The sequence below is a fragment of the Streptomyces sp. NPDC097595 genome, from assembly GCF_044761525.1.
In the GTDB taxonomy this organism is placed as follows: domain Bacteria; phylum Actinomycetota; class Actinomycetes; order Streptomycetales; family Streptomycetaceae; genus Streptomyces; species Streptomyces drozdowiczii_A.
The window spans coordinates 105,075-124,421 of sequence record NZ_JBIWCN010000020.1 but is presented as its reverse complement, the minus strand read 5'-3'; the positions used below and the strand labels follow the sequence as shown (position 1 = coordinate 124,421).

The window sequence follows — 19,347 nt, the reverse complement described above, 5'->3', positions numbered from 1 at the left end:
ACGGTATGTCCGCCACGCGCTACGCCTATCTCGGCCCCGAAGGCACCTTCACCGAGGTGGCCCTCCGTACGCTCCCGGAAGCCGCCACCCGCGAACTCGTCCCGATGGTCTCCGTACCGGCGGCTCTGGACGCGGTGCGCAACGGAACGGCCGCCGCGGCACTCGTACCGATCGAGAACTCCGTCGAGGGCGGCATCACCACCACCCTCGACCAGCTCACCAGTGGCGAACCGCTGATGATCTACCGCGAGGTGCTGCTCTCCATCACCTTCGCGCTGCTGGTACGGCCCGGCACCAAGCTGTCCGACATCAAGACGGTCACCGCTCACCCGGCCGCGCAGCCGCAGGTGCGCAACTGGATGGCCGCCCATCTCCCGCAGGCGGTATGGGAGTCGGCGGCATCCAACGCGGACGGCGCGCGGCTCGTGCAGGAGGGCCGCTACGACGCCGCCTTCGCGGGGGAGTTCGCGGCGGAGCGGTACGGACTCGAACCGCTGGTGACCGAGATCCACGACGCGGAGAACGCGCAGACCCGCTTCGTGCTTGTGGGGCGTCCGGCCCGGCCCTCCGCGCCGACCGGTGCGGACAAGACCTCCGTGGTGATCTGGCTGGGCGACGACCACCCCGGCGCCCTGCTCGAACTGCTCCAGGAGTTCGCGGTACGCGGCGTGAACCTGATGCTGATCCAGTCCCGGCCGACGGGGGCCGGCATCGGCAACTACTGCTTCGCGGTGGACGCGGAGGGCCATATCTCCGACCGCCGGGTCGGCGAGGCGCTGATGGGGCTCAAGCGCATCTGCCCGAATGTGCGCTTCCTCGGCTCCTATCCGCGGGCCGGTGTGGCTCCGGAGGAGGTACGCCCGCTGCGGGCGGGCACGTCCGACGCGGAGTTCACCGAGGCGTCCGACTGGCTGGCACGCAACCAGGACGGGCGGGCCTGACCGAGCCCTGGGCCGGGCGGCCCAGGGCTGCTTTGTGTCCACAGGGCCGGTGGGATCAAAGGATTGTCCACGTCGGGAAAAGTTATCCACAGGCGAGGGGTTGCACCTGGGGACAAGTCGACACCGCAATCCGACATGGTCGACAAACCGACACACCCCACTCACACCCATCCACAGGGCATCTGTTCGCCCCGTGTCAGCCCAATTCCGTTGATCAACTCTTTAGGGCTAGCAATTCCCACCCGAACGAGAGCGTGAAACGGGTTTGAACCTTGAATCCACGCGTTTTCACCAACCCCTCGGAATGATCTCTTCCACGTCCACAGACTTCCCCCACAGCCTGTGGATAACTTTGACGGGCCGGTCACTCCTGTGGAAAAGCTTCGCCCAACTACCCCACCGCGCAAGCCTCGTGACCCACTCGCTCCACAATGCCGAATACCGGCAATTCGGGCAAAGCGCCACGCTTGTTCCTATCGGTTCAAGTGGGCGAAGCCGACACCGGTAGCCTGGAGGAGTGATTGACCTTCGCCTGATTCGTGAGGACCCCGACCGTGTTCGCGCCTCCCAGCGCAACCGGGGAGAGGACGTCGCACTCGTCGATGCCCTGCTCTCCGCCGACGAACGGCGCAGGTCGTCCGGGACCGCTTTCGATGAACTCCGTTCCGAGCAGAAATCGCTCGGCAAACTCATCCCCAAGGCTTCTCCCGAGGAGCGCGCCGAACTCCTGACCCGCGCCGAGCAGCTCAAGGCCGACGTCAAGGCGGCCGACGCCGCCCAGGACGAAGCCGACGCGGAGACCAGGAATCTGCTGCTGCGGCTCGGCAACATCGTCCACCCGGACGTGCCGGTGGGCGGCGAGGAGGACTTCGTCGTCCTGGAGACGCACGGGACGATCCGCGACTTCGGCGCCGAGGGATTCGAGCCCAAGGACCACCTGGAGCTCGGCGAGGCGCTCGGCGCGATCGACATGGAGCGCGGCGCCAAGGTGTCCGGCTCGCGCTTCTACTACCTGACGGGCGTCGGCGCGCTGCTGGAGCTCGCCCTCGTCAACGCCGCGATCGCCCAGGCCACCGAGGCCGGCTTCACCCCGATGCTGACCCCGACCCTGGTCCGCCCCCGCGCCATGGAGGGCACCGGCTTCCTCGGCCAGGCCGCGGAGGACGTCTACCACCTGGACAAGGACGACCAGTACCTGGTCGGCACCTCCGAGGTACCGCTCGCCGCGTACCACATGGACGAGATCATCGACGCCGAGAAGCTGCCGCTGCGCTACGCCGGCTACTCCTCCTGCTACCGCCGCGAGGCCGGCACGTACGGCAAGGACACCCGCGGCATCTTCCGGGTGCACCAGTTCACCAAGGTCGAGATGTTCTCGTACGTCGACCCGGCGGACGCGGAGGCCGAGCACCTTCGCCTCCTGGACTGGGAGAAGCAGTGGCTCACCGGCCTCGAACTGCCCTTCCAGGTCATCGACGTCGCCAGCGGCGACCTGGGGGCCTCGGCCACCAGGAAGTACGACTGCGAGGCGTGGATCCCGACCCAGGGCAAGTACCGCGAGCTCACCTCGGCGTCCAACTGCGGCGAGTTCCAGGCGCGCAGGCTCTCGGTCCGGATGCGGGACAACCGCGACGGCAAGAAGACCATGCGTCCCCTGGCCACGCTGAACGGCACGCTTTGCGCCGTCCCGCGCACCATCGTGGCGATCCTGGAGAACCACCAGCTGGCCGATGGTTCGGTGCGGGTGCCCGAGGTGCTCCGCCCCTACCTGGGCGGGCGCGAGATTCTGGAGCCGGTCGCCAAGTGACCTTCCCGTACAAGCTTGTCGCCACCGACCTCGACGGCACCCTGCTGCGCGACGACGAGACCGTCTCCGCGCGGACCCGCGAGGCACTGAAGGCCGCCGCCGGTGCCGGCGCGGCGCACATCGTCGTCACCGGCCGCGCCGTCCCCTGGACCCGGCACATCCTGGACGACCTCGGCTACGAGGGCCTGGCCGTCTGCGCGCAGGGCGCTCAAGTCTACCACGCGGGTGAGCGCAGGCTGCTCACGTCGCTCACACTGGACCGGCAGCTCGCCGGGCTCGCCCTCTCCAAGGTCGAGGCGGAAGTCGGTCCGCTGGCGCTGGCCGCGAGCCGCGACGGGCTCGACGGCGAGGTGCTGGTCGGGCCGGGCTACCGCGTGCAGGAGGGGCCGCGTCCGGCCCTCTTCGTGCAGGACCCGGCCGAGATGTGGGCCGCTCCGCTGAACAAGGTGTACATACAGCATCCGGATCTGGACGACGACGCACTGGCGAAGGCCGCGCGGGCGGCGGTCGGCAATCTGGTGGACGTGGTCATGGCGGGCCCGGGGGTCGTGGAGATCCTGCCGCTGGGGCTGAGCAAGGCCACCGGCCTCTCGCTGGCCGCGCGCCGACTGGGCGTGAAGGCGGCAGACACGATCGCCTTCGGCGACATGCCCAACGACATCCCCATGTTCGCCTGGGCCCGGCACGGCGTGGCCATGGCCAACGCCCACGCCGATCTGAAGGCCGTCGCTCAGGAGACGACCACGTCGAACGACGACGACGGGATCGCGGTGGTGCTGGAACGGCTGCTGCGGGAGTCGTAGGCGGTCGCTCTCTTCGCGCGGCTCAGGGACCGGGGCACTCGACCTCGGTCCCTGAGCCTTTTTCTACGCCGTCGCGCCTTCTTTGTGGACCTCGTGGTCCGGATCAGCGCTTGTTGCGGCGGTTCAGCTCCTTCAGATTGCGCGCCAGGGCGTCCATGCGGTCGTCGAGCCGGACCACGTCCTCAGAGACCCCGCTGAGCCTCACGCTCATGGCGCCGACGACCTGGTGAGTCGCCTCCAGCCTGCGGTCGAGGCTGTCCAGCCGGTGCGACATCCGGCTGAGGACCGGGCCCAGCTCCTGGAGCGCGGTGCCCACGCCGGCCAGGTGGCTTTCGACCCGGGTGACGCGGTGTTCGAGCGACGCGTATCCCGCCCGCAGGTCCTGTTCGGCGTCGAGCAGATACGTACGCACGCACCGGGCGACGTCGCTGTCGCGAAGAAGCATGGCGACGTTGAGGACGGTCCGCCGGGTGTAGAGGCGGAGCTGGGTGGCTGCCTGTGGATAACTTCCCCCTTCCTCGCCACCCCATAGCGACAGCATGTCGCTATGGAAGTCTCGCAGGTCAGAGCCACGCAGTACCCGCATCCCATTCTCTGAAAGCTCGCCCTGATGCCGGTCGGTCAGCCTCCTGACCGCCCTTGTGGATACTTCGAAGTAACGAGCCACATCCTCTGTGCGGACGTGAATCCCATCCGGGAGCATGACAAGGCACTTCACCTTGTCCAGGGCGTCGACACGCCCCATCTGTTCGACGCGCAGCGCGCGCGATTCGAGTAGAGCGACTTCCGTCGGCATGAGCTGCCTTCCGTTCGTGAAAGCTTCGCGGAAATGGACAGCCCTCTCCCCGGGCTTCAGGGGCGGAGGACGCTCACGGTTGCCACTCACTCAAGGAACCGACCGGCGGGTGCTCCCTCGCCGTATCGGCCATCTGCACTTTTCACGAACGCTACGACGCCACGGATTCCAGTTGCCTCCACGCACCGTGAACAACGCACCGATAACCGTACAGTTACGCGTAAGACTGTCCGACATGTGACAACCCCCGGCCGATGACCGGGGGTTGTCACATGTCGGACGGCGGTCCGCTCACTCCTCGCCGGCCAGCTTCAGCGTGCGCAGCTTCTGGCCCGCGTACCAGGTCGCCGCGATGGTGACCACCGCCAGCAGGACCGTGGCGAGCGGCAGACCGACGTCCGAGGTGATGGCGCCGTTGCCGCCGGTCTTCTCCGCCAGCGCGAGCGACCACTGCTGCACGCTGAGCGTGCGCGCACCCGGCACCAGGCTGCCGAACAGGGCCTCCCACACCAGCGCGTAGACGAGGCCCAGCACGACCGCGTGCCGGCTGACCGTGCCCAGCAGCAGGAACAGCGCGCTGTAGGCGATCGAGGCGACCAGGGCGGCGATGGTGTACGCCACCGCGATCTGCTGGCCGTTGCCGTTGAGGATCAGCCCCGCGAGCAGCGTCGGCACCGCCGAAAAGACCATGGTCACCGCGATCGCGACGATCAGCTTGGTGAAGATGATCGTCGGCCGGCTCACCGGCTTGGACAGCAGGTAGACGATCGAGCCGTCGTCGATCTCCGGCCCGATGGCGCCCGTGCCGGCGATCACGCCGATCAGCGGCACCATGGTGGCGATGGCGAATCCGCCCAGGACGTCCGAGGCCACCTGGTCGTCGGCCCCCGCGAACATCCGTACCGCCACCGCGATGACGATCAGCAGTGCGGGCAGCACGAAGAGGATGGCGGCCCGGCGCCGGCCGAGCAGCGCCCGGTAGGTGAGCCGGGCGACTGTGGGGTCGTACATGACGTCACAGCTCCTTGTCGGCCTCAGGCCGCTACGAGATAGGAAAAGACCGATTCGAGGGACTCGTCGGACGGTGAAACGGTCAGCAGACGAATGCCCTGCTCGCGTGCGACCTTGGGCAACAGTGTGGTGAAGCGCGCAAAATCGATCGCCTGGATACGCAAAGCGTTCTCGCTCAGGTCCACTTCGATCCCGGCCGTCGACGGATCGGCGATGAGCGCGGCGGCCAGGGCCCGGTCGTCGCTGGACCGTACGAGATAGCGGTGCGGACGGTCCGTCATCAGCCGGCGGATGCGGCGGAAGTCACCGGAGGCCGCGTGCCGGCCCGCGACGATCACTTCGATGTGCGAGGCGAGCTGCTCGACCTCTTCGAGGATGTGCGAAGAGAAGAGGACCGTCCGGCCCTCCGCGCCCATCCGGCGCAGCAGGTCCATCAGCTGCATGCGCTGGCGCGGGTCCATCCCGTTGAACGGCTCGTCGAGCAGCAGCACGGACGGGTTGTGGACGAGAGCGGACGCCATCTTCACCCGCTGGCGCATGCCCTTGCTGTACGTCGAGATCTTGCGGTCCTGCGCGTACTCCATCTCGACCGTGGCCAGCGCGGCGGCCGCCTCGGCGTCGCCGAGTCCGTGCAGTTCGGCGTTGGCCACCACGAATTCGCGGCCGGTCAGGAAGTCGTACATCCCCTCCCGCTCGGGCACGATGCCGATCTCCCGGTACACCGCCTCGTTGCGCCAGATCGGCTTTCCGTCGAGCGTGACCGTGCCCGTCGAAGGGGCGAGGAATCCGGCCATCATGTTGATCAGCGTGGACTTGCCGGCGCCGTTGGGGCCGAGCAGACCGGTGACCCCGGGGCCCACGGTCATGCTCACGTCGTTGACGGCGACCACGTTGCCGAACCAGCGGGAGGTGTGGTCGATCTCGATGGTGGTCACAGCCCGACCCTCCGGTAGCGGCGCATCAGCACGGCGTACGAGCCGGCGATCAGCGCGAGAACAACGAGCAGATAGACGACACCGATACCGGCGTCCGGACCGTTGCCGCCGGGGAAGGCGGAGGTCGCTCCGAGGAACGCGGTCTGCACCCCGTCGATCAGCGTGATGGGGGAGAACAACCCGAGCCACGGCACCGCGCCCTCGGAACCCGTGGACCAGGCGATGCCCTGGACGGTCGAGACCGCCCCGTACGTGATCATCAGCAGCGCGATGACGGCTGCCACGCCAAAGCCGCGGCGCGGGGTCAGCGCGGCCATCACGAGGCCGAGTCCGGCGAACAGCACGGAGAGCAGCAGCACGGAAACCATCCCCTGGGCGAACCACTCGGTCTGGTCGCCGAAGTCGAACTTCCCCAGCAGCGCGCCGATGTAGAGGATCACGACCGGCGCACCCGTGAGCACGAAGACAGCGGATGCCATGGCGGCGAACTTGGCGAGGACGTAGTCCCCGTGCTCGATCGGCCGTGAGAAGTACAGCGGTACGGTCTTGAACCGGAGATCCCTGGAGACCGCCTGCGGTGCCTGCGCGGCGATGAACAGGCCGATGACGGCCTGCAGATAGATCGCGAACGATGTGTACTTGATCGGAAGTTTCGTCGTCCCCGGTGTGGCAATGGCGACGGCGACGATGATCGCGGCCACGAGGCACATCACGCCGAACAGCAGCATGGGCAGCACCTTGGACTTGGCCGACCGGCCGAGACCGAAGGAGCCGCGCAGGGTCTGCGAGTACAGCGAGCGGCGGGCGTACGCGCGCCCGAGCCGAGGGCCGTCGTAGGCGCGGTAGCCGATGTTGTGGATCCGGGAGGTCTCGTTCCCGGTCGCGGCGCCGGTCTCAGTGCTCATCGCGTCCGCTCCCCTTCTGCAGTACGGCTCCGGCCGGCACGGCCGCGGGCTGCGCCTCGTCGCTGCGGAACACCTCGGCGATGTGGTGACGGCGCTGTTCCATCCGTACGAGGCCGAGTCCGAGCCCCGCGACGCTGTCGCGCACGAGGTCGTACGTCTCCTCGCCGGTCGCCTCGACCAGCAGGATGTGACCGGCACCGGGCAGCCCCTGAGTGTCCAGTCCGTCGGGGCCGACGAGTTTGACGCCCTCCTCGGTGAGGGAACGGCGCAGGGCGCCCGTTCCGTCCGGGTGGGTGTCGCTGTCGGTGACCTCGACCGCGAGCGTCGTCGTGGTCTGGGTGAAGTCGCTGGTGGAGCTGGAGCGCAGCAGCTTCCCGCCGTCGACGACGACGACGTGGTCGCAGGTGCGCTCCAGCTCGCCGAGCAGATGCGAGGTGACCAGGACCGAGATGCCGAAATCGCTGTGGATCCGGCGGATCAGGCCGAGCATCTCGTCGCGGCCGACCGGGTCGAGCCCGTTCGTCGGCTCGTCGAGCAGGACCAGTTGGGGGTCGTGCACCAGCGCCTGGGCCAGCTTGACCCGCTGCTTCATGCCCGTCGAGTAGCCGCCGATGGGGCGGTAGCGCTCCTCGTACAGGCCGACATGGCGCAGGGTGTCCGCCGTGCGTTCACGAGCGGCGGTGGGTGGCAGACCGGACATGCGCGCCATGTGCACGACGAACTCGGTGGCCGAGACGTCGGGCGGCAGGCAGTCGTGCTCCGGCATGTAGCCGACCCGCTCGCGGATGGCGGGACCGCTGGTCGAGACGTCGAGCCCGAGCACGGCGGCCCTGCCCTCGGTCGCGGGGGACAGCCCCAGCAGGATCTTGATCAGCGTGGACTTGCCGGCCCCGTTGGCGCCCACCAGCCCGGTCACACCCGGGCCGATGTCCAGGGTGAGCCGGTCAAGTGCGGTCACCCGGGGGAACCGTTTACTCAGACCTTCGGCAGCGATGACATTCACGGAAACGACGGTAGTGGCGCGGACCACAGCGGTCGTCAGACCTGACGGTTGGATCGGCGTCAGCCTCGAGTTGTAGGGGACCCGTAAGGGGACCCCATTGAGGACCACGGCAGCCCCGGCCGAAAGCCGTCATGGCCTGCACAGAGAGTTATCCACAGGCCGCGCACACCCCTTGACGTAGCCGCCGGTCATTGTCACATTCATCAGTGTCACGTTACGAGCACGTACCGCACACAGCAGCGAACGGACGGTGGCATGGCGTCACGAGGGAAGAGCGAACGGCCCGTGGGCACGGGGCAGTCCGGTGGGACCGGCGGCCCGCGTCTGCTCGATCTGCCGGGCGCGCGCGAGCGCCGGGTGGCCACGGGCGGCATCGAGCTGTGCGTGGTCGAGCTGGGGGCCCCGGAGCGGCCGACGATCGTGCTGGTGCACGGCTATCCGGACAGCAAGGAGGTCTGGACGCAGGTCGCCGCCCGGCTGGCCGACGAGTGGCACGTCGTCCTGTACGACGTGCGCGGACACGGCAGTTCGACGGCGCCGAAGCCCCTGCGCGGGGGCTTCACGCTGGAGAAGCTGACCGATGACTTCCTGGCCGTGGCCGACACGGTGAGTCCGGACCGTCCTGTGCATGTGGTGGGCCACGACTGGGGTTCGGTCCAGTCCTGGGAGTTCGCCACGGTGGGCCGTACGGAGGGCCGGATCGCGTCCTTCACCTCGATGTCCGGCCCTTCCCTGGACCACTTCGGGCACTGGATCAAACGCCGGGTGAACCGGCCCACTCCGCGCCGCGTCGGTCAGCTCCTCGGGCAGGGCGCCAAGTCCTGGTACGTGTACATGCTGCACACCCCGGTCCTGCCGGAGCTGGCCTGGCGCGGGCCGCTCGGCAAGCGGTGGCCGGGCATCCTGGAGCGGCTGGAGAAGGTGCCCCCGGGCGACTACCCGACGTCCTCGCTGCCCAGTGACGCGGCGCACGGGGCCTGGCTCTACCGGGACAACGTCCGCTCACGGCTGCGCAGGCCGCGTAACGACGCTTACGCGCATGTGCCGGTGCAGCTGATCACGCCGACCGGGGACGTGTTCCTCTCGGAGCAGCTCTACGACGACCTCGATTCCTGGGTCCCGCAGTTGACCCGTCGCTCGCTTCCGGCCAAGCACTGGGTGCCGCGCACCCGCCCGGACCAGCTGGCTTCGTGGGTCGGTGAGTTCGTGACGGCCATCGAGTCGGCCCGGACGACCGGCGATCCGGTGGAGACCCGGGCGAGTGGGCCCTACGCGGAGTGGTTCGGCGGCCGGCTCGTGCTGGTGACGGGTGCGGCGGGCGGGATAGGGCGCGCCACGGCACTGGCCTTCGCGGAGGCGGGGGCCCGGGTGGTGGCCGTCGACCGGGATGCCGAAGGGGCCGAGCGGACGGCGGAGTCGGCCCGGCTGGCCGGGGCTCCGGAAGCCTGGGCCGAGGCGGTGGACGTGAGCGACGAGCAGGCGATGGAGAAGCTGGCCGCCCGGGTGGCCGATGAGTACGGCATCGTCGATGTGCTGGTCAACAACGCGGGCATCGGGCTGTCGGGCCCGTTCCTGGAGACGACGTCCGAGGACTGGCGGACCGTCCTCGACGTGAACCTGTGGGGGGTCATCCACGGCTGCCGGCTCTTCGGGCGCCAGATGGCGGAGCGCGGCCAGGGCGGCCATATCGTCAACACCGCTTCCGCGGCGGCCTTTCAGCCGTCCCGCGCCCTCCCCGCGTACAGCACGTCGAAGGCAGCCGTGCTGATGCTCAGCGAATGCCTGCGCGCCGAGCTCGCCGAGAAGTCGATCGGGGTCAGCGCGATCTGCCCGGGGATCGTCAACACCGGTATCACTGCCACGGCGCGGTTCGTCGGGACGGACGCGGCGGAGGAGCAGCGGCTGCGGAAGCGCGCCGGCAAGCTCTACGGAGCGCGCAACTACCCGCCGGAGAAGGTCGCGGAGGCGGTCCTCCGTGCGGTCGTGCGCAATCAGGCCGTCGTTCCGGTGACGCCCGAGTCCCACGCCGTACGCTTCCTGTCCCGCGTCGGCCCCGGCGTGCTGCGGGGCATCGCCCGGCTGAAGCCGCCGCTGTGAGCCCGGCCGGCGCTGAGGGCTCCGAAGGCGAACGGGGTTCGCTGACAGACCCGTTGGCGCCCGAGTACCGGATCGAGGACCTCGCGCACGCGAGTGGCGCCACGGTCCGTACGATTCGCGGCTATCAGGACCGCGGACTGCTGCCCGCGCCGGAGCGGCGGGGCCGGGCCAATGTCTACGGACCGGCCCACCTCAGCCGCCTCCGCCAGATCGCCGATCTGCTGGACCGGGGCTACACCCTGGTCAGCATCAAGGAGTTGCTGGACGCCTGGGACACGGGGCGCGGGCTGGGCGGTGTGCTGGGGCTCGTCGCCGAAGTGCACGGCCCGTGGAGCGACGAGCGGGCCGGCCGCATCACCCGCGTCCAACTGGCCGCGAAATTCGGCGGCGAGGCCGATGAGGGGGCCATCGGCGAGGCGATCGAGCTCGGCGTCCTCGAACGCCTGCCGGGAAGCGACGACGAATTCGGCGTGCCGAGCCCGCAGGAACTCGCGGTCGCGGTCGAGTTGTACGCGGCAGGCGTGCCGCTGTCCGCGATTGCCGGGCAGCTGCGGGAACTTCGCGGCCAGGTCGAGCAGATAGCCTCCCGCTTCCTGGAGTTCACGACCGAGCACGTCTTCGCCCGGTACCTGGGCCATCGGCCACCGTCCGACGCGGACGCCGATGACGCGGCTTCGATGGTCCGGCGGCTGAGGCCGCTGGCCCAGCAGACCGTGGACGTCGAACTCGCCCGTGCGATGAGGATGTTCGCGACGAGGCACCTGGAGGAGCATCTCGCCGCCGATGTGCCCGGCGGGGCGGTCGCCACTGCCCGGAACGAGGTGTCCGTGAGCCTCCCGGCCTCGACAATCGACGCGGTCGAGCGCCTGGTTGGGCCGGGTGGCGTCGTCGCCTTCGTCGCCGCCGCCTCCGAAAGGGAGGTGAACAAAAGGACGTTGGACTCACTGGTCTCACCACCCCATAGAAAGTGACAAGTTGCCCAAAATGCTTATACGGGACACTCGTTGTCCACAGCAAGGCCAATTAGCCTGTGGATAAGTCGAACTGACTGTGGATCAAACCTCTGAGCCAAAATCGTTTCGGTGAAGCCCGAGCGAAATGGGGATGCGTCCAGGACGCGTCGGGAGCACGCTGAAGGGATGGATGAAAGACGCACCGTCAAGGTGTCCAAATACCTCTCCAAGCACCTGCGGCACCAGCCCGAGCGGATCGGGCTCACGCTCGACGCCCATGGCTGGGTGCCGGTCGAGGAGCTGCTGAGCGCGGCGGCTCGCCATCACTTCCCGATCAGCAGGGCGGAGCTCGACCACGTCGTCGCCTCCAACGACAAGCAGCGCTTCGCCGTCGACGCCGACCGCATCCGGGCGAGCCAGGGCCACACCGTGGCCGTGGACCTGGGGCTGCCTCCGGCCGAACCGCCCGCGTACCTCTACCACGGCACGGTCGGCCGGTCCCTGGACGCGATCCGCACCGAGGGGCTGCGCCCGATGAGCCGTACCCACGTGCATCTCTCGCCCGACCGCGAGACCGCCACCCGCGTGGGAGCCCGGCGCGGGCGTCCCGTCGTGCTGTCCGTGGACTCGGGCGCCATGCACCGCGCGGGCCACACGTTCTGGGTCAGCGCCAACGGGGTGTGGCTCACGGATGCCGTGCCCGCCGAGTTCCTGCGCCTGCCGGGCTGAGCGGGGCGCGCGAGCGTACGGGCCCCGGCCCACCGTCAGCCGGCCAGCTGGGCCGCGCCCCGCGTCGCGATCTCCTCGAACAGCTTCTCGTCCGGCACCGCCGCGTCGAACCCCGGCCCGTCGGCGGGCACCGGCGCGTGGATGACGATCTCCGTGAACCCCAGCTCCGCATGCCTGCCCGCGAAATCCACGAACGCGTCGACGGAGTCGAACGGCCGGCCCCCGCCCGCGGCGAGGCCCGGGTTGAACTCCGGCGTGAACCCGGTGAGCAGGACCTTCTCCAGCTCGGCCACGTCCCGCCCGGCCTCCGCGCACGCGCGCCCCAGCCCATCCACCTGCCGCCCGAGGGCCTCGACCGACTGCGCGCCGCTACCCGCCTCGTACAGCTTCGGGTCCCCCGTGGTCACCCACGCCTGACCGTGGCGCGCGGCCAGCGCCAGACCGCGCGGTCCCGTGGCGGCGACGGCGAAGGGCAGGCGGGGCCGCTGCACACACCCGGGCAGATTCCGCGCCTCGGTGGCCGCGTAGAACTCCCCCTCGTACGACGTACCGGCCGGCTCCCGCAACAGGGCGTCGAGCAGGGTCACGAACTCGCCGAAGCGGTCGGCGCGCTCCCGCGGCGTCCACGGCGCCTCGCCGCTCCGCAGCAGGGTCGTCGCGTCGAAGCCGTTGCCGCCCGCACCGATGCCCAGCGTGATCCGGCCCGCCGAGATGTCGTCGAGCGAGATCAGCTCCTTGGCCAGGGTGACCGGGTGGCGGAAGTTCGGCGAGGTGACGAGCGTGCCGAGCCGGAGCCGGTCGGTGGCTGCCGCGGCTGCCGTGAGCGTCGGCAGCGCCCCGAACCACGGGCTGTCCCGGAAGGCCCGCCAGGACAGGTGGTCGTAGGTGTAGGCGGCGTGGAAGCCCAGCTCCTCGGCGCCCCGCCAGCGCTCGCGTCCGCCCTGATGCCAGCGGTGGATCGGCAGAATCACAGTGCTCAGTCGCATGGGGCGACCCTACGAGAGGACGAGGAGGTGCCGCTTCTCGTGACTCGTAGGACGACGCGGACATATGCCGGAGGAATGTTCTGAGGTCAGGGACGCGAGCTCTCAAATGTGCGACCCATCGCACGCACGTGCGCCTCCATGCGCGAGAATGTACGGGTGACTACCGTTATCGAGCAGTCCGCTCCTGTCGCTCCCCGGCTGATCGCCACGGATCTGGACGGCACTCTCCTGCGCGACGACAAGACCGTCTCGGACCGCACGATCCGGGCGCTCGCCGCAGCCGAGGAGGCGGGGGTCGAGGTCTTCTTCGTCACCGGCCGCCCCGCCCGCTGGATGGACGTCGTCAGCGACCACGTCCACGGACACGGTCTGGCGATCTGCGCCAACGGCGCGGCCGTCGCCGATCTGCATGCCGGCGGACGACTGCTGAAGGTCCGGGGCCTGGAGCGTGTGACGGCCCTCGACGTCGTCCACACGCTGCGCGCCGCCGCGCCCGGCACGTCCTTCGCCGTCGAGCTGGCCACCGGCATCCACTACGAGCCCGCCTACCCGCCGTTCTACCTCGACCCGGGCGCCACCGTGGCGGTGGCGGAGAAGCTCCTGCACGAGGAGGCCCCGGGCGACGGCGTCCCCGTGCTGAAGCTGCTCGCCCGCCACGGCGAGCTGGACCCGGACGAGTTCCTGGCGCTGGCCCGGGCGGCCGCCGGGGAGCGGGCCACCTTCACCCGGTCCAGCCCCACCGCGCTCATCGAGATCAGCGGACCGGGCGTCTCCAAGGCCAGCACCCTGGAACTGTGCTGCGCCGAACGAGGCATCGTCGCCGCCGAGGTCGTCGCCTTCGGCGACATGCCCAACGACGTGGAGATGCTGAGCTGGGCCGGCTCCTCGTACGCCATGGGCAACGCCCACCCGGCCGCCCTGGCCGCCGCCTCCGGCCGTACGGTCACCAACAACGAGGACGGCGTGGCCGTGGTCATCGAACGCATCCTCGCCGAACGAGCGGGAAGCCTCGCGGGACGCTGAGCCCGGCCGCTGGGAATCCGGTAGATCGGCGCCTTGGGCGCCGTCGAGAAGCCCGGCCCGGGCCCTCAAGCCGCGCACCGGCACTCACAGCGGTGCCTGCCACACCACCGTCGTACCGCCGCCGCCCTCCCCGATCCCCCGCTCGAACCAGCTGGCCCCGCCCAGCGACTCCGCCCGGCGGGCCAGGTTCCGAAGTCCGCTGCGGCGCCCGCCCTCCGGCATGCCCACCCCGTCGTCGGCGACCGAGAGCCGCACCGCGTCCCGCCCGTCGTCCAGCGTGACGGTCGCGTCCACGACCACCTCGATGCGGGCCGCTCCGGCGTGCCGGAAGGCGTTGGACAGCGCCTCGCGCAGCGCCGCGATCAGGTTCTTGGCCGTCAGCTCGCCGACCAGTGAGTCGACCGCCCCGACGAAGCGGTGGGACGGCTTGAACCCCAGGGGCACGGCCGCCATGTTGATCTCGCGCAGGACCCGGGTGCGCAGCCCGGACGGCGCCTCCGCCGGCTCCTGCTGAAGCGCGAAGATCGCGGTCCGGATCTCCTGGATGGTCACGTCCAGCTCGTCCACCGCCCGGCCGACCCCGGTCTGCACCTCCGGCACGTCCGACCGCCGCTGCGCGCTCTCCAGCATCATCCCGGTCGCGAACAGTCGCTGGATGACCAGATCGTGCAGGTCACGGGCGATCCGGTCGCGGTCCTCGTAGACCGCGAGGCGCTCCCGGTCGCGCTGCGCGTCGGCCATCATCAGGGCCAGCGCGGCCTGCGAGGCGAACTGGGTGGCCAGCGTCCGTTCCGTCTCCGTGAAGGGCCGGTCGCCCCTGGCCCGGGGCATGGCCAGGGCGCCCAGCACCCGGCCCCCGCTGTGCAGGGGCAGCAGCATGTTCGGGCCGAACGGATCCGCCAGCCTGGTGATCAGGCGGCTATCGGTGGCCGAATCGTCCACGAAGACCGCCTCACCGCTCAGCAGCATGCCCACCACGGGGCTCTGGGCCGGAATGATCACCCCGAGCGAATCGGTCGGATCGTCCGCCGAGACGGCGACGATCTCCAGGCCGCCGCCCTCGGCCGGCAGCAGCACGATGCCGGCGGCGGCACCCGCGAGACGGCGGGCCTGCTCCGCGACCACCGTGAGCGCGTCGTCGGCGTCGCTGCCGGAGAGCAGGGCTGTTGTCACGGCGACCGAGCCGTCGATCCACCGCTCGCGCTGCCGGGCCGCCTCGTACAGCCGCGCGTTGCCGATGGCGATCCCGGCCTCCGTCGCCAGTACGCGCACCAGGTGCAGGTCGTAGTCGCTGAACTCGCCGCCGCCGTCCTTCTCGGCGAGATACAGATTGCCGAAAATCTCGCCCTGGACCCTGATCGGGACGCCGAGGAACGTCCGCATCAGCGGGTGCCCGGGCGGAAAACCGGCGAACCTCGGATCGGTGGTGAGGTCCGCGAGACGCAGCGGGCGGGGGTCGTGGATGAGGGCGCCGAGCAGGCCCCGGTGCCCGTCGGGTCGTCGGCCGATCTCGTGCGCCACCGGGTCGGGAACCCCATAGGTGACGAAGTCGGAGAGGCCCTCGCCCTCCTCGTTCACGACCCCGATCGCGGCGTAGCGGGCGTGGGCCAGCTCCGCCGCCGTCTCGCAGATCCGGTCGAGCGTGGAATGCAGTTCGAGGCCGGTCCCCACGGAACGCATGGCTTCCAGCAGGCGCGGCACCTGGGCGGTGAGCTCGGTGGACAGGCTCTGCAGGCTCCTGGCCGGATCCTCCTCAGACATACTGCGAGCCTAATTAGTCATATTTGACCTGGAAAGTCGGAATCCCTGGCCGGGGAAGACCTATGCGCGGGCCGCCACAGCGGCTTCCGGCCGCCCGGCGGTTTCCCGTTCCCGCGCCAGCATCCGGCTCAGCGGCCCGTCGACCGAGGCCAGGACGTCGTACGGGCCCCGCTGCACGATCGAGCCCGCCTCCAGGACCACCACCTCGTCCACGGCTTCGAGACCGGCGAGCCGGTGTGTGATCAGGACCGTCGTACGCCCCAGGGTCGCCGACAGCAGGTCCGCCGTCAGGGCGTCCGCCGTCGGCAGGTCCAAGTGCTCGGCGGGCTCGTCCAGCACGAGGACGGGGAAGTCGGCGAGCAGCGCCCGGGCCAGGGCGAGCCGCTGGCGCTGCCCTCCGGAGAGGCGGGCGCCGTGCTCCCCGACGAGGGTGTCCAGCCCGTCCGGCAGCGCGTCCGCCCAGTCGAGCAGGCGGGCCCGCGCCAGGGCGTCGCGCAGTTCGGGCTCGGCCGCGGCGGGGCGGGCGAGCCGCAGGTTCTCCCGGAGCGAGCTGTCGAAGATGTGGGCGTCCTGGGCGCACAGCCCGACGAACCTCCGCACGGTGTCCCCGTCCAGCGCCGAGGCGTCCACGCCGCCGATCCGGTAGCTGCCCGCCCGCGCGTCCAGGAAGCGGAGAAGGACCTGGGCCAGCGTGGTCTTGCCGGACCCGGAGGGCCCCACGACGGCGATCCGGCGGCCCGCCTCCAGCGTGAGGTCCACGGAGGCGAGCGCGTCGTGGGCCGTGTCCGCGTACCGGGCCGACAGCCCGCGCACCTCCAGCGGGAAGGGGCTCGTCGGCGTCGCGGCCGGCGCTTCGGGCTCCCGTACGGGCACAGGGGCGTCCAGCACCTCGTACACGCGCTCCGCGCTCCGCCTGACCCGCTGCCGGTACTGGGCGGCGAGCGGCAGACCGGTGACGGCCTCGAAGGCGGCCGGCGGGGTGAGGACGACCACGGCGAGCTCCACGCCGGCGAGCCGGCCGTCCACCACCGCCGGAAGGGCGACCAGGGCGGCGGCCACCACCGTGAGGCCGGCGATCAGAGCGGTGAGGCCGCCCCCGAGCGCGGTCGCGGTCGCCGCACGCGACGCGATCCGGGTGAGAACGGCATCGGCCGCACGGGTGCGGGCCGCGCGTCCCGGCAGGGCGCCCGCCACGGTCAGCTCGGCCGTCCCGCCCAGCAGATCGGTGATCCGGGTCGCCAGGTCGGCACGGGCGGGGGCCAGTCGGCGTTCAGCGCGGCGGGCACAGGCACCGCTGACGAGCGGGACCCCGACGCCCGCCAGCAGCAGCCCCACGGCCAGGACCAGGCCGGCCTGGGGGAGCAGCCAGCCGGTGAAACCGACGGTCGCGGCGCCGACGAGGGCTGCGGTGCCGACGGGCAGCAGCCACCGCAGCCAGTAGTCCTGAAGCGCGTCCACGTCCGCGACCAGCCGCGAGAGCAGATCCCCGCGCCGGGCGCCGCGCAGGCCGCCGGGCGCGATGCGCTCCAGGCTGCGGTACACGGCGACGCGCAGTTCGGCGAGCATCCGCAGGACCGCGTCGTGCGAGACGAGGCGCTCGGCGTAGCGGAAGACCGCCCGGCCGATCCCGAAGGCACGGGTGGCCGTCACCGCGACCATCAGATAGAGGACGGGCGGCTGCTCGGACGCCCGGGAGATCAGCCAGCCGGAGACCGCCATGAGCCCCACGGCGGACCCCAGGGCGAGGCTCCCCAGGAGCAGGGCGAGCCCGAACCGGGCGCGTTGGGCACCTGCGGCGTCCCGGACCCGGGTCAGCACATGCCTGCGCGCTGACGTGGTCTCCGCAAGCACTTCGGCTGCGGGCGCCGACTCGGCCGGCAGAACGCGGGGTGAGCTCACGGGGCTGGGCGGCACCACAGGGGCTTCCTGGGCAAGGGCATCCGGAGCCGTCAGCGTCACCACCCGGTCCGCGACCGACAGCAGCGCCGGCCGGTGCACGACCAGCAGCACGGTCCGGCCCGCCGCCAGCCTCCGTACGGCCTCGACGATCCCCGCCTCCGTCTCGCCGTCCAGGCTCGCGGTCGGCTCGTCCAGCAGCAGCACCGGCCGGTCGGCGAGGAAGGCCCGGGCCAGCGCGATCCGCTGCCGCTGCCCCGCGGAGAGACCGGCGCCGTCTTCACCGAGCACCGTGCGGTCGCCGTCCGGAAGCCCTCGTACGAACTCGTACGCCCCCGCGTCGCGCAGCGCCGCCGTCACTGCGCTGTCGTCGGCGGCGGGCCTGGCCGGCCTCACGTTCTCCGCGATGGTGCCCGCGAAGAGATGGGGGCGCTGCGGCACCCAGGCGATGTGCTCCCGCCAGCGTTCGAGGGAGACGTCCGCCAGATCGGTGCCGCCGACCCGTACCCGGCCCTCGTCGGGGGCCGTGAAGCCCAGCACCGCGTTCAGAAGGGTGGACTTGCCGACGCCGCTCGGGCCGACCAGAGCGACCGTCTCCCCCTCCTCGACGGTCAGCCAGGTGGCGGCGAGCGAGGGCTCGGACCGCCCCTCGTGCCGTACCGTCACCCCCTCCAACTCCAGCCGCAGCGAGCCGGGGACCTCCCCCGTACCGCTCGGGCGGGGCTCCGTCTCCAGGACCGCGAAGACCTCCTCCGCCGCTGAAAGGCCCTCGGCGGCCGCATGGAACTGCGCCCCCACCTGACGGATGGGCAGGTATGCCTCGGGCGCGAGGATCAGGACCAGCAGACCGGTGTAGAGGTCGAGTTCACCGTGCACGAGCCGCATGCCGATGGTGACCGCGACGAGGGCCACCGACAAGGTGGCGAGGAGTTCGAGCGCGAAGGACGACAGGAAGGCGATCCGCAGGGTGCGCAGGGTGGCCTGCCGGTACTGCGAGGTGATCCTGCGGATCGACTCGGCCTGGGCCTTGGCCCGGCCGAACACCTTCAGCGTCGGCAGTCCGGCCACCACATCGAGGAAGTGGCCCGAGAGCCGGGAGAGCAGTCGCCACTGACGGTCCATGCGCGACTGGGTCGCCCAGCCGATCAGGATCATGAAGAGCGGGATGAGCGGCAGCGTGACCACGATGATCGCCGCCGAGACCCAGTCCTCGGTGACGACCCTGGCCAGCACGGCCGCCGGCACGACCACCGCGAGCCCCAACTGCGGCAGATACCGCGCGAAGTAGTCGTCCAGGGCGTCGATCCCCCGAGTGGCCAGCGTCACCAGCGAGCCGGTGCGCTGCCCGCTCAGCCAGTCCGGCCCCAGCGCCGCGGCCCGGTCGAGCAGCCGTCGGCGCAGTTCGGACTTGACCGCCGCACCCGCCCGGTGGGCGGCGAGTTCGGTGAGCCAGGAGACCAGGGCCCGCCCGAGCGCGACCGCCGCGAGCAGCAGGAGCGGGGTGCGCAGCCCGCCCGCCGTCAGGCCGTCCTCGAAGCCGCCCACCACGATCTCGGCGATGAGCATGGCCTGGGCGATGACCAGCGCCGCCCCGGCCAGGCCGAGCACCACCACGGCGACCATGAACAGGCGTGTGGCGCGGGCGTGGCGGAGCAGGCGCGGGTCGATCGGTTTCACGTGAAACATCCCTTGCGGCTCGGC

General features: G+C 70.7%; 15 protein-coding genes. 7 read left to right on the top strand and 8 right to left on the bottom strand.

The window, feature by feature from the left end:
- The first annotated feature begins 5 nt into the window (after nucleotides 1-5).
- From pheA to ACIQZN_RS27625, 3 genes are all read left to right on the top strand, one after another.
- On the top strand, nucleotides 6-941 hold the full coding sequence (pheA, locus tag ACIQZN_RS27635) for a prephenate dehydratase (protein ID WP_403999236.1): 936 nt from the start codon (nucleotides 6-8) through the stop codon (nucleotides 939-941).
- Nucleotides 942-1,458: 517 nt separating this feature from the next.
- The gene (gene serS, locus ACIQZN_RS27630; protein WP_403999233.1) at nucleotides 1,459-2,748 is read left to right on the top strand and encodes a serine--tRNA ligase; all 1,290 of its coding nucleotides are present in this window, start codon (nucleotides 1,459-1,461) and stop codon (nucleotides 2,746-2,748) included.
- The gene (locus tag ACIQZN_RS27625; protein WP_403999230.1) at nucleotides 2,745-3,551 is read left to right on the top strand and encodes an HAD family hydrolase; all 807 of its coding nucleotides are present in this window, start codon (nucleotides 2,745-2,747) and stop codon (nucleotides 3,549-3,551) included. Before serS ends, ACIQZN_RS27625 begins: the two co-directional genes overlap by 4 nt.
- A 103-nt stretch (nucleotides 3,552-3,654) precedes the next feature.
- Here the strand turns inward: ACIQZN_RS27625 and ACIQZN_RS27620 are convergent, their stop codons facing one another.
- From ACIQZN_RS27620 to ACIQZN_RS27600, 5 genes are all read right to left on the bottom strand, one after another.
- Nucleotides 3,655-4,347: a hypothetical protein gene (locus tag ACIQZN_RS27620; RefSeq protein ID WP_403999227.1), complete on the bottom strand. Its 693-nt coding sequence runs from the start codon at nucleotides 4,345-4,347 to the stop codon at nucleotides 3,655-3,657.
- Nucleotides 4,348-4,638: 291 nt separating this feature from the next.
- Entirely contained in the window at nucleotides 4,639-5,358 is a 720-nt protein-coding gene (locus ACIQZN_RS27615; protein ID WP_403999224.1) for an ABC transporter permease, read from the bottom strand.
- Between the two features lie 23 nt (nucleotides 5,359-5,381).
- A complete protein-coding gene (locus ACIQZN_RS27610) occupies nucleotides 5,382-6,293 on the bottom strand; it encodes an ABC transporter ATP-binding protein (RefSeq protein WP_403999221.1) in 912 nt (303 codons plus the stop codon).
- Nucleotides 6,290-7,198, bottom strand: coding sequence for an ABC transporter permease (locus ACIQZN_RS27605; RefSeq protein WP_403999218.1), 909 nt, complete (start codon nucleotides 7,196-7,198; stop codon nucleotides 6,290-6,292). Before ACIQZN_RS27605 ends, ACIQZN_RS27610 begins: the two co-directional genes overlap by 4 nt.
- Nucleotides 7,188-8,156 (bottom strand): ABC transporter ATP-binding protein, encoded by a 969-nt coding sequence (locus ACIQZN_RS27600; protein ID WP_403999215.1) that lies wholly within the window; start codon nucleotides 8,154-8,156, stop codon nucleotides 7,188-7,190. The genes ACIQZN_RS27605 and ACIQZN_RS27600 overlap by 11 nt, the downstream gene beginning before the upstream one ends.
- Before the next feature lie 369 nt (nucleotides 8,157-8,525).
- Between ACIQZN_RS27600 and ACIQZN_RS27595 the strand changes: the two genes are divergently transcribed.
- The 3 genes from ACIQZN_RS27595 to ACIQZN_RS27585 all read left to right on the top strand — a co-directional run bounded on the left by ACIQZN_RS27595 (nucleotide 8,526) and on the right by ACIQZN_RS27585 (nucleotide 11,980).
- Nucleotides 8,526-10,298: an SDR family oxidoreductase gene (locus tag ACIQZN_RS27595; protein ID WP_403999377.1), complete on the top strand. Its 1,773-nt coding sequence runs from the start codon at nucleotides 8,526-8,528 to the stop codon at nucleotides 10,296-10,298.
- 41 nt (nucleotides 10,299-10,339) lie between these two features.
- The gene (locus ACIQZN_RS27590; RefSeq protein ID WP_403999374.1) at nucleotides 10,340-11,269 is read left to right on the top strand and encodes a MerR family transcriptional regulator; all 930 of its coding nucleotides are present in this window, start codon (nucleotides 10,340-10,342) and stop codon (nucleotides 11,267-11,269) included.
- Nucleotides 11,270-11,437: 168 nt separating this feature from the next.
- On the top strand, nucleotides 11,438-11,980 hold the full coding sequence (locus ACIQZN_RS27585; protein ID WP_403999211.1) for an RNA 2'-phosphotransferase: 543 nt from the start codon (nucleotides 11,438-11,440) through the stop codon (nucleotides 11,978-11,980).
- Nucleotides 11,981-12,015: 35 nt separating this feature from the next.
- On the opposite strand, the gene ACIQZN_RS27580 is transcribed toward ACIQZN_RS27585, so the two are convergent.
- Nucleotides 12,016-12,966 (bottom strand): LLM class flavin-dependent oxidoreductase, encoded by a 951-nt coding sequence (locus tag ACIQZN_RS27580; protein ID WP_403999208.1) that lies wholly within the window; start codon nucleotides 12,964-12,966, stop codon nucleotides 12,016-12,018.
- A 138-nt stretch (nucleotides 12,967-13,104) separates the two neighbouring features.
- On the opposite strand from ACIQZN_RS27580, the gene ACIQZN_RS27575 reads away from it, so the two are divergent.
- Nucleotides 13,105-13,989: a Cof-type HAD-IIB family hydrolase gene (locus ACIQZN_RS27575; protein ID WP_403999205.1), complete on the top strand. Its 885-nt coding sequence runs from the start codon at nucleotides 13,105-13,107 to the stop codon at nucleotides 13,987-13,989.
- An 84-nt stretch (nucleotides 13,990-14,073) separates the two neighbouring features.
- Here ACIQZN_RS27575 and ACIQZN_RS27570 read toward each other — a convergent pair whose 3' ends face one another.
- Both ACIQZN_RS27570 and cydD read right to left on the bottom strand, forming a co-directional pair.
- Complete coding sequence (locus tag ACIQZN_RS27570; RefSeq protein WP_403999202.1) at nucleotides 14,074-15,750, bottom strand: GAF domain-containing sensor histidine kinase; 1,677 nt, start codon at nucleotides 15,748-15,750, stop codon at nucleotides 14,074-14,076.
- Nucleotides 15,751-15,810: 60 nt separating this feature from the next.
- The gene (gene cydD / locus ACIQZN_RS27565) at nucleotides 15,811-19,323 is read right to left on the bottom strand and encodes a thiol reductant ABC exporter subunit CydD (protein ID WP_403999199.1); all 3,513 of its coding nucleotides are present in this window, start codon (nucleotides 19,321-19,323) and stop codon (nucleotides 15,811-15,813) included.
- Nucleotides 19,324-19,347: the final 24 nt, after the last annotated feature.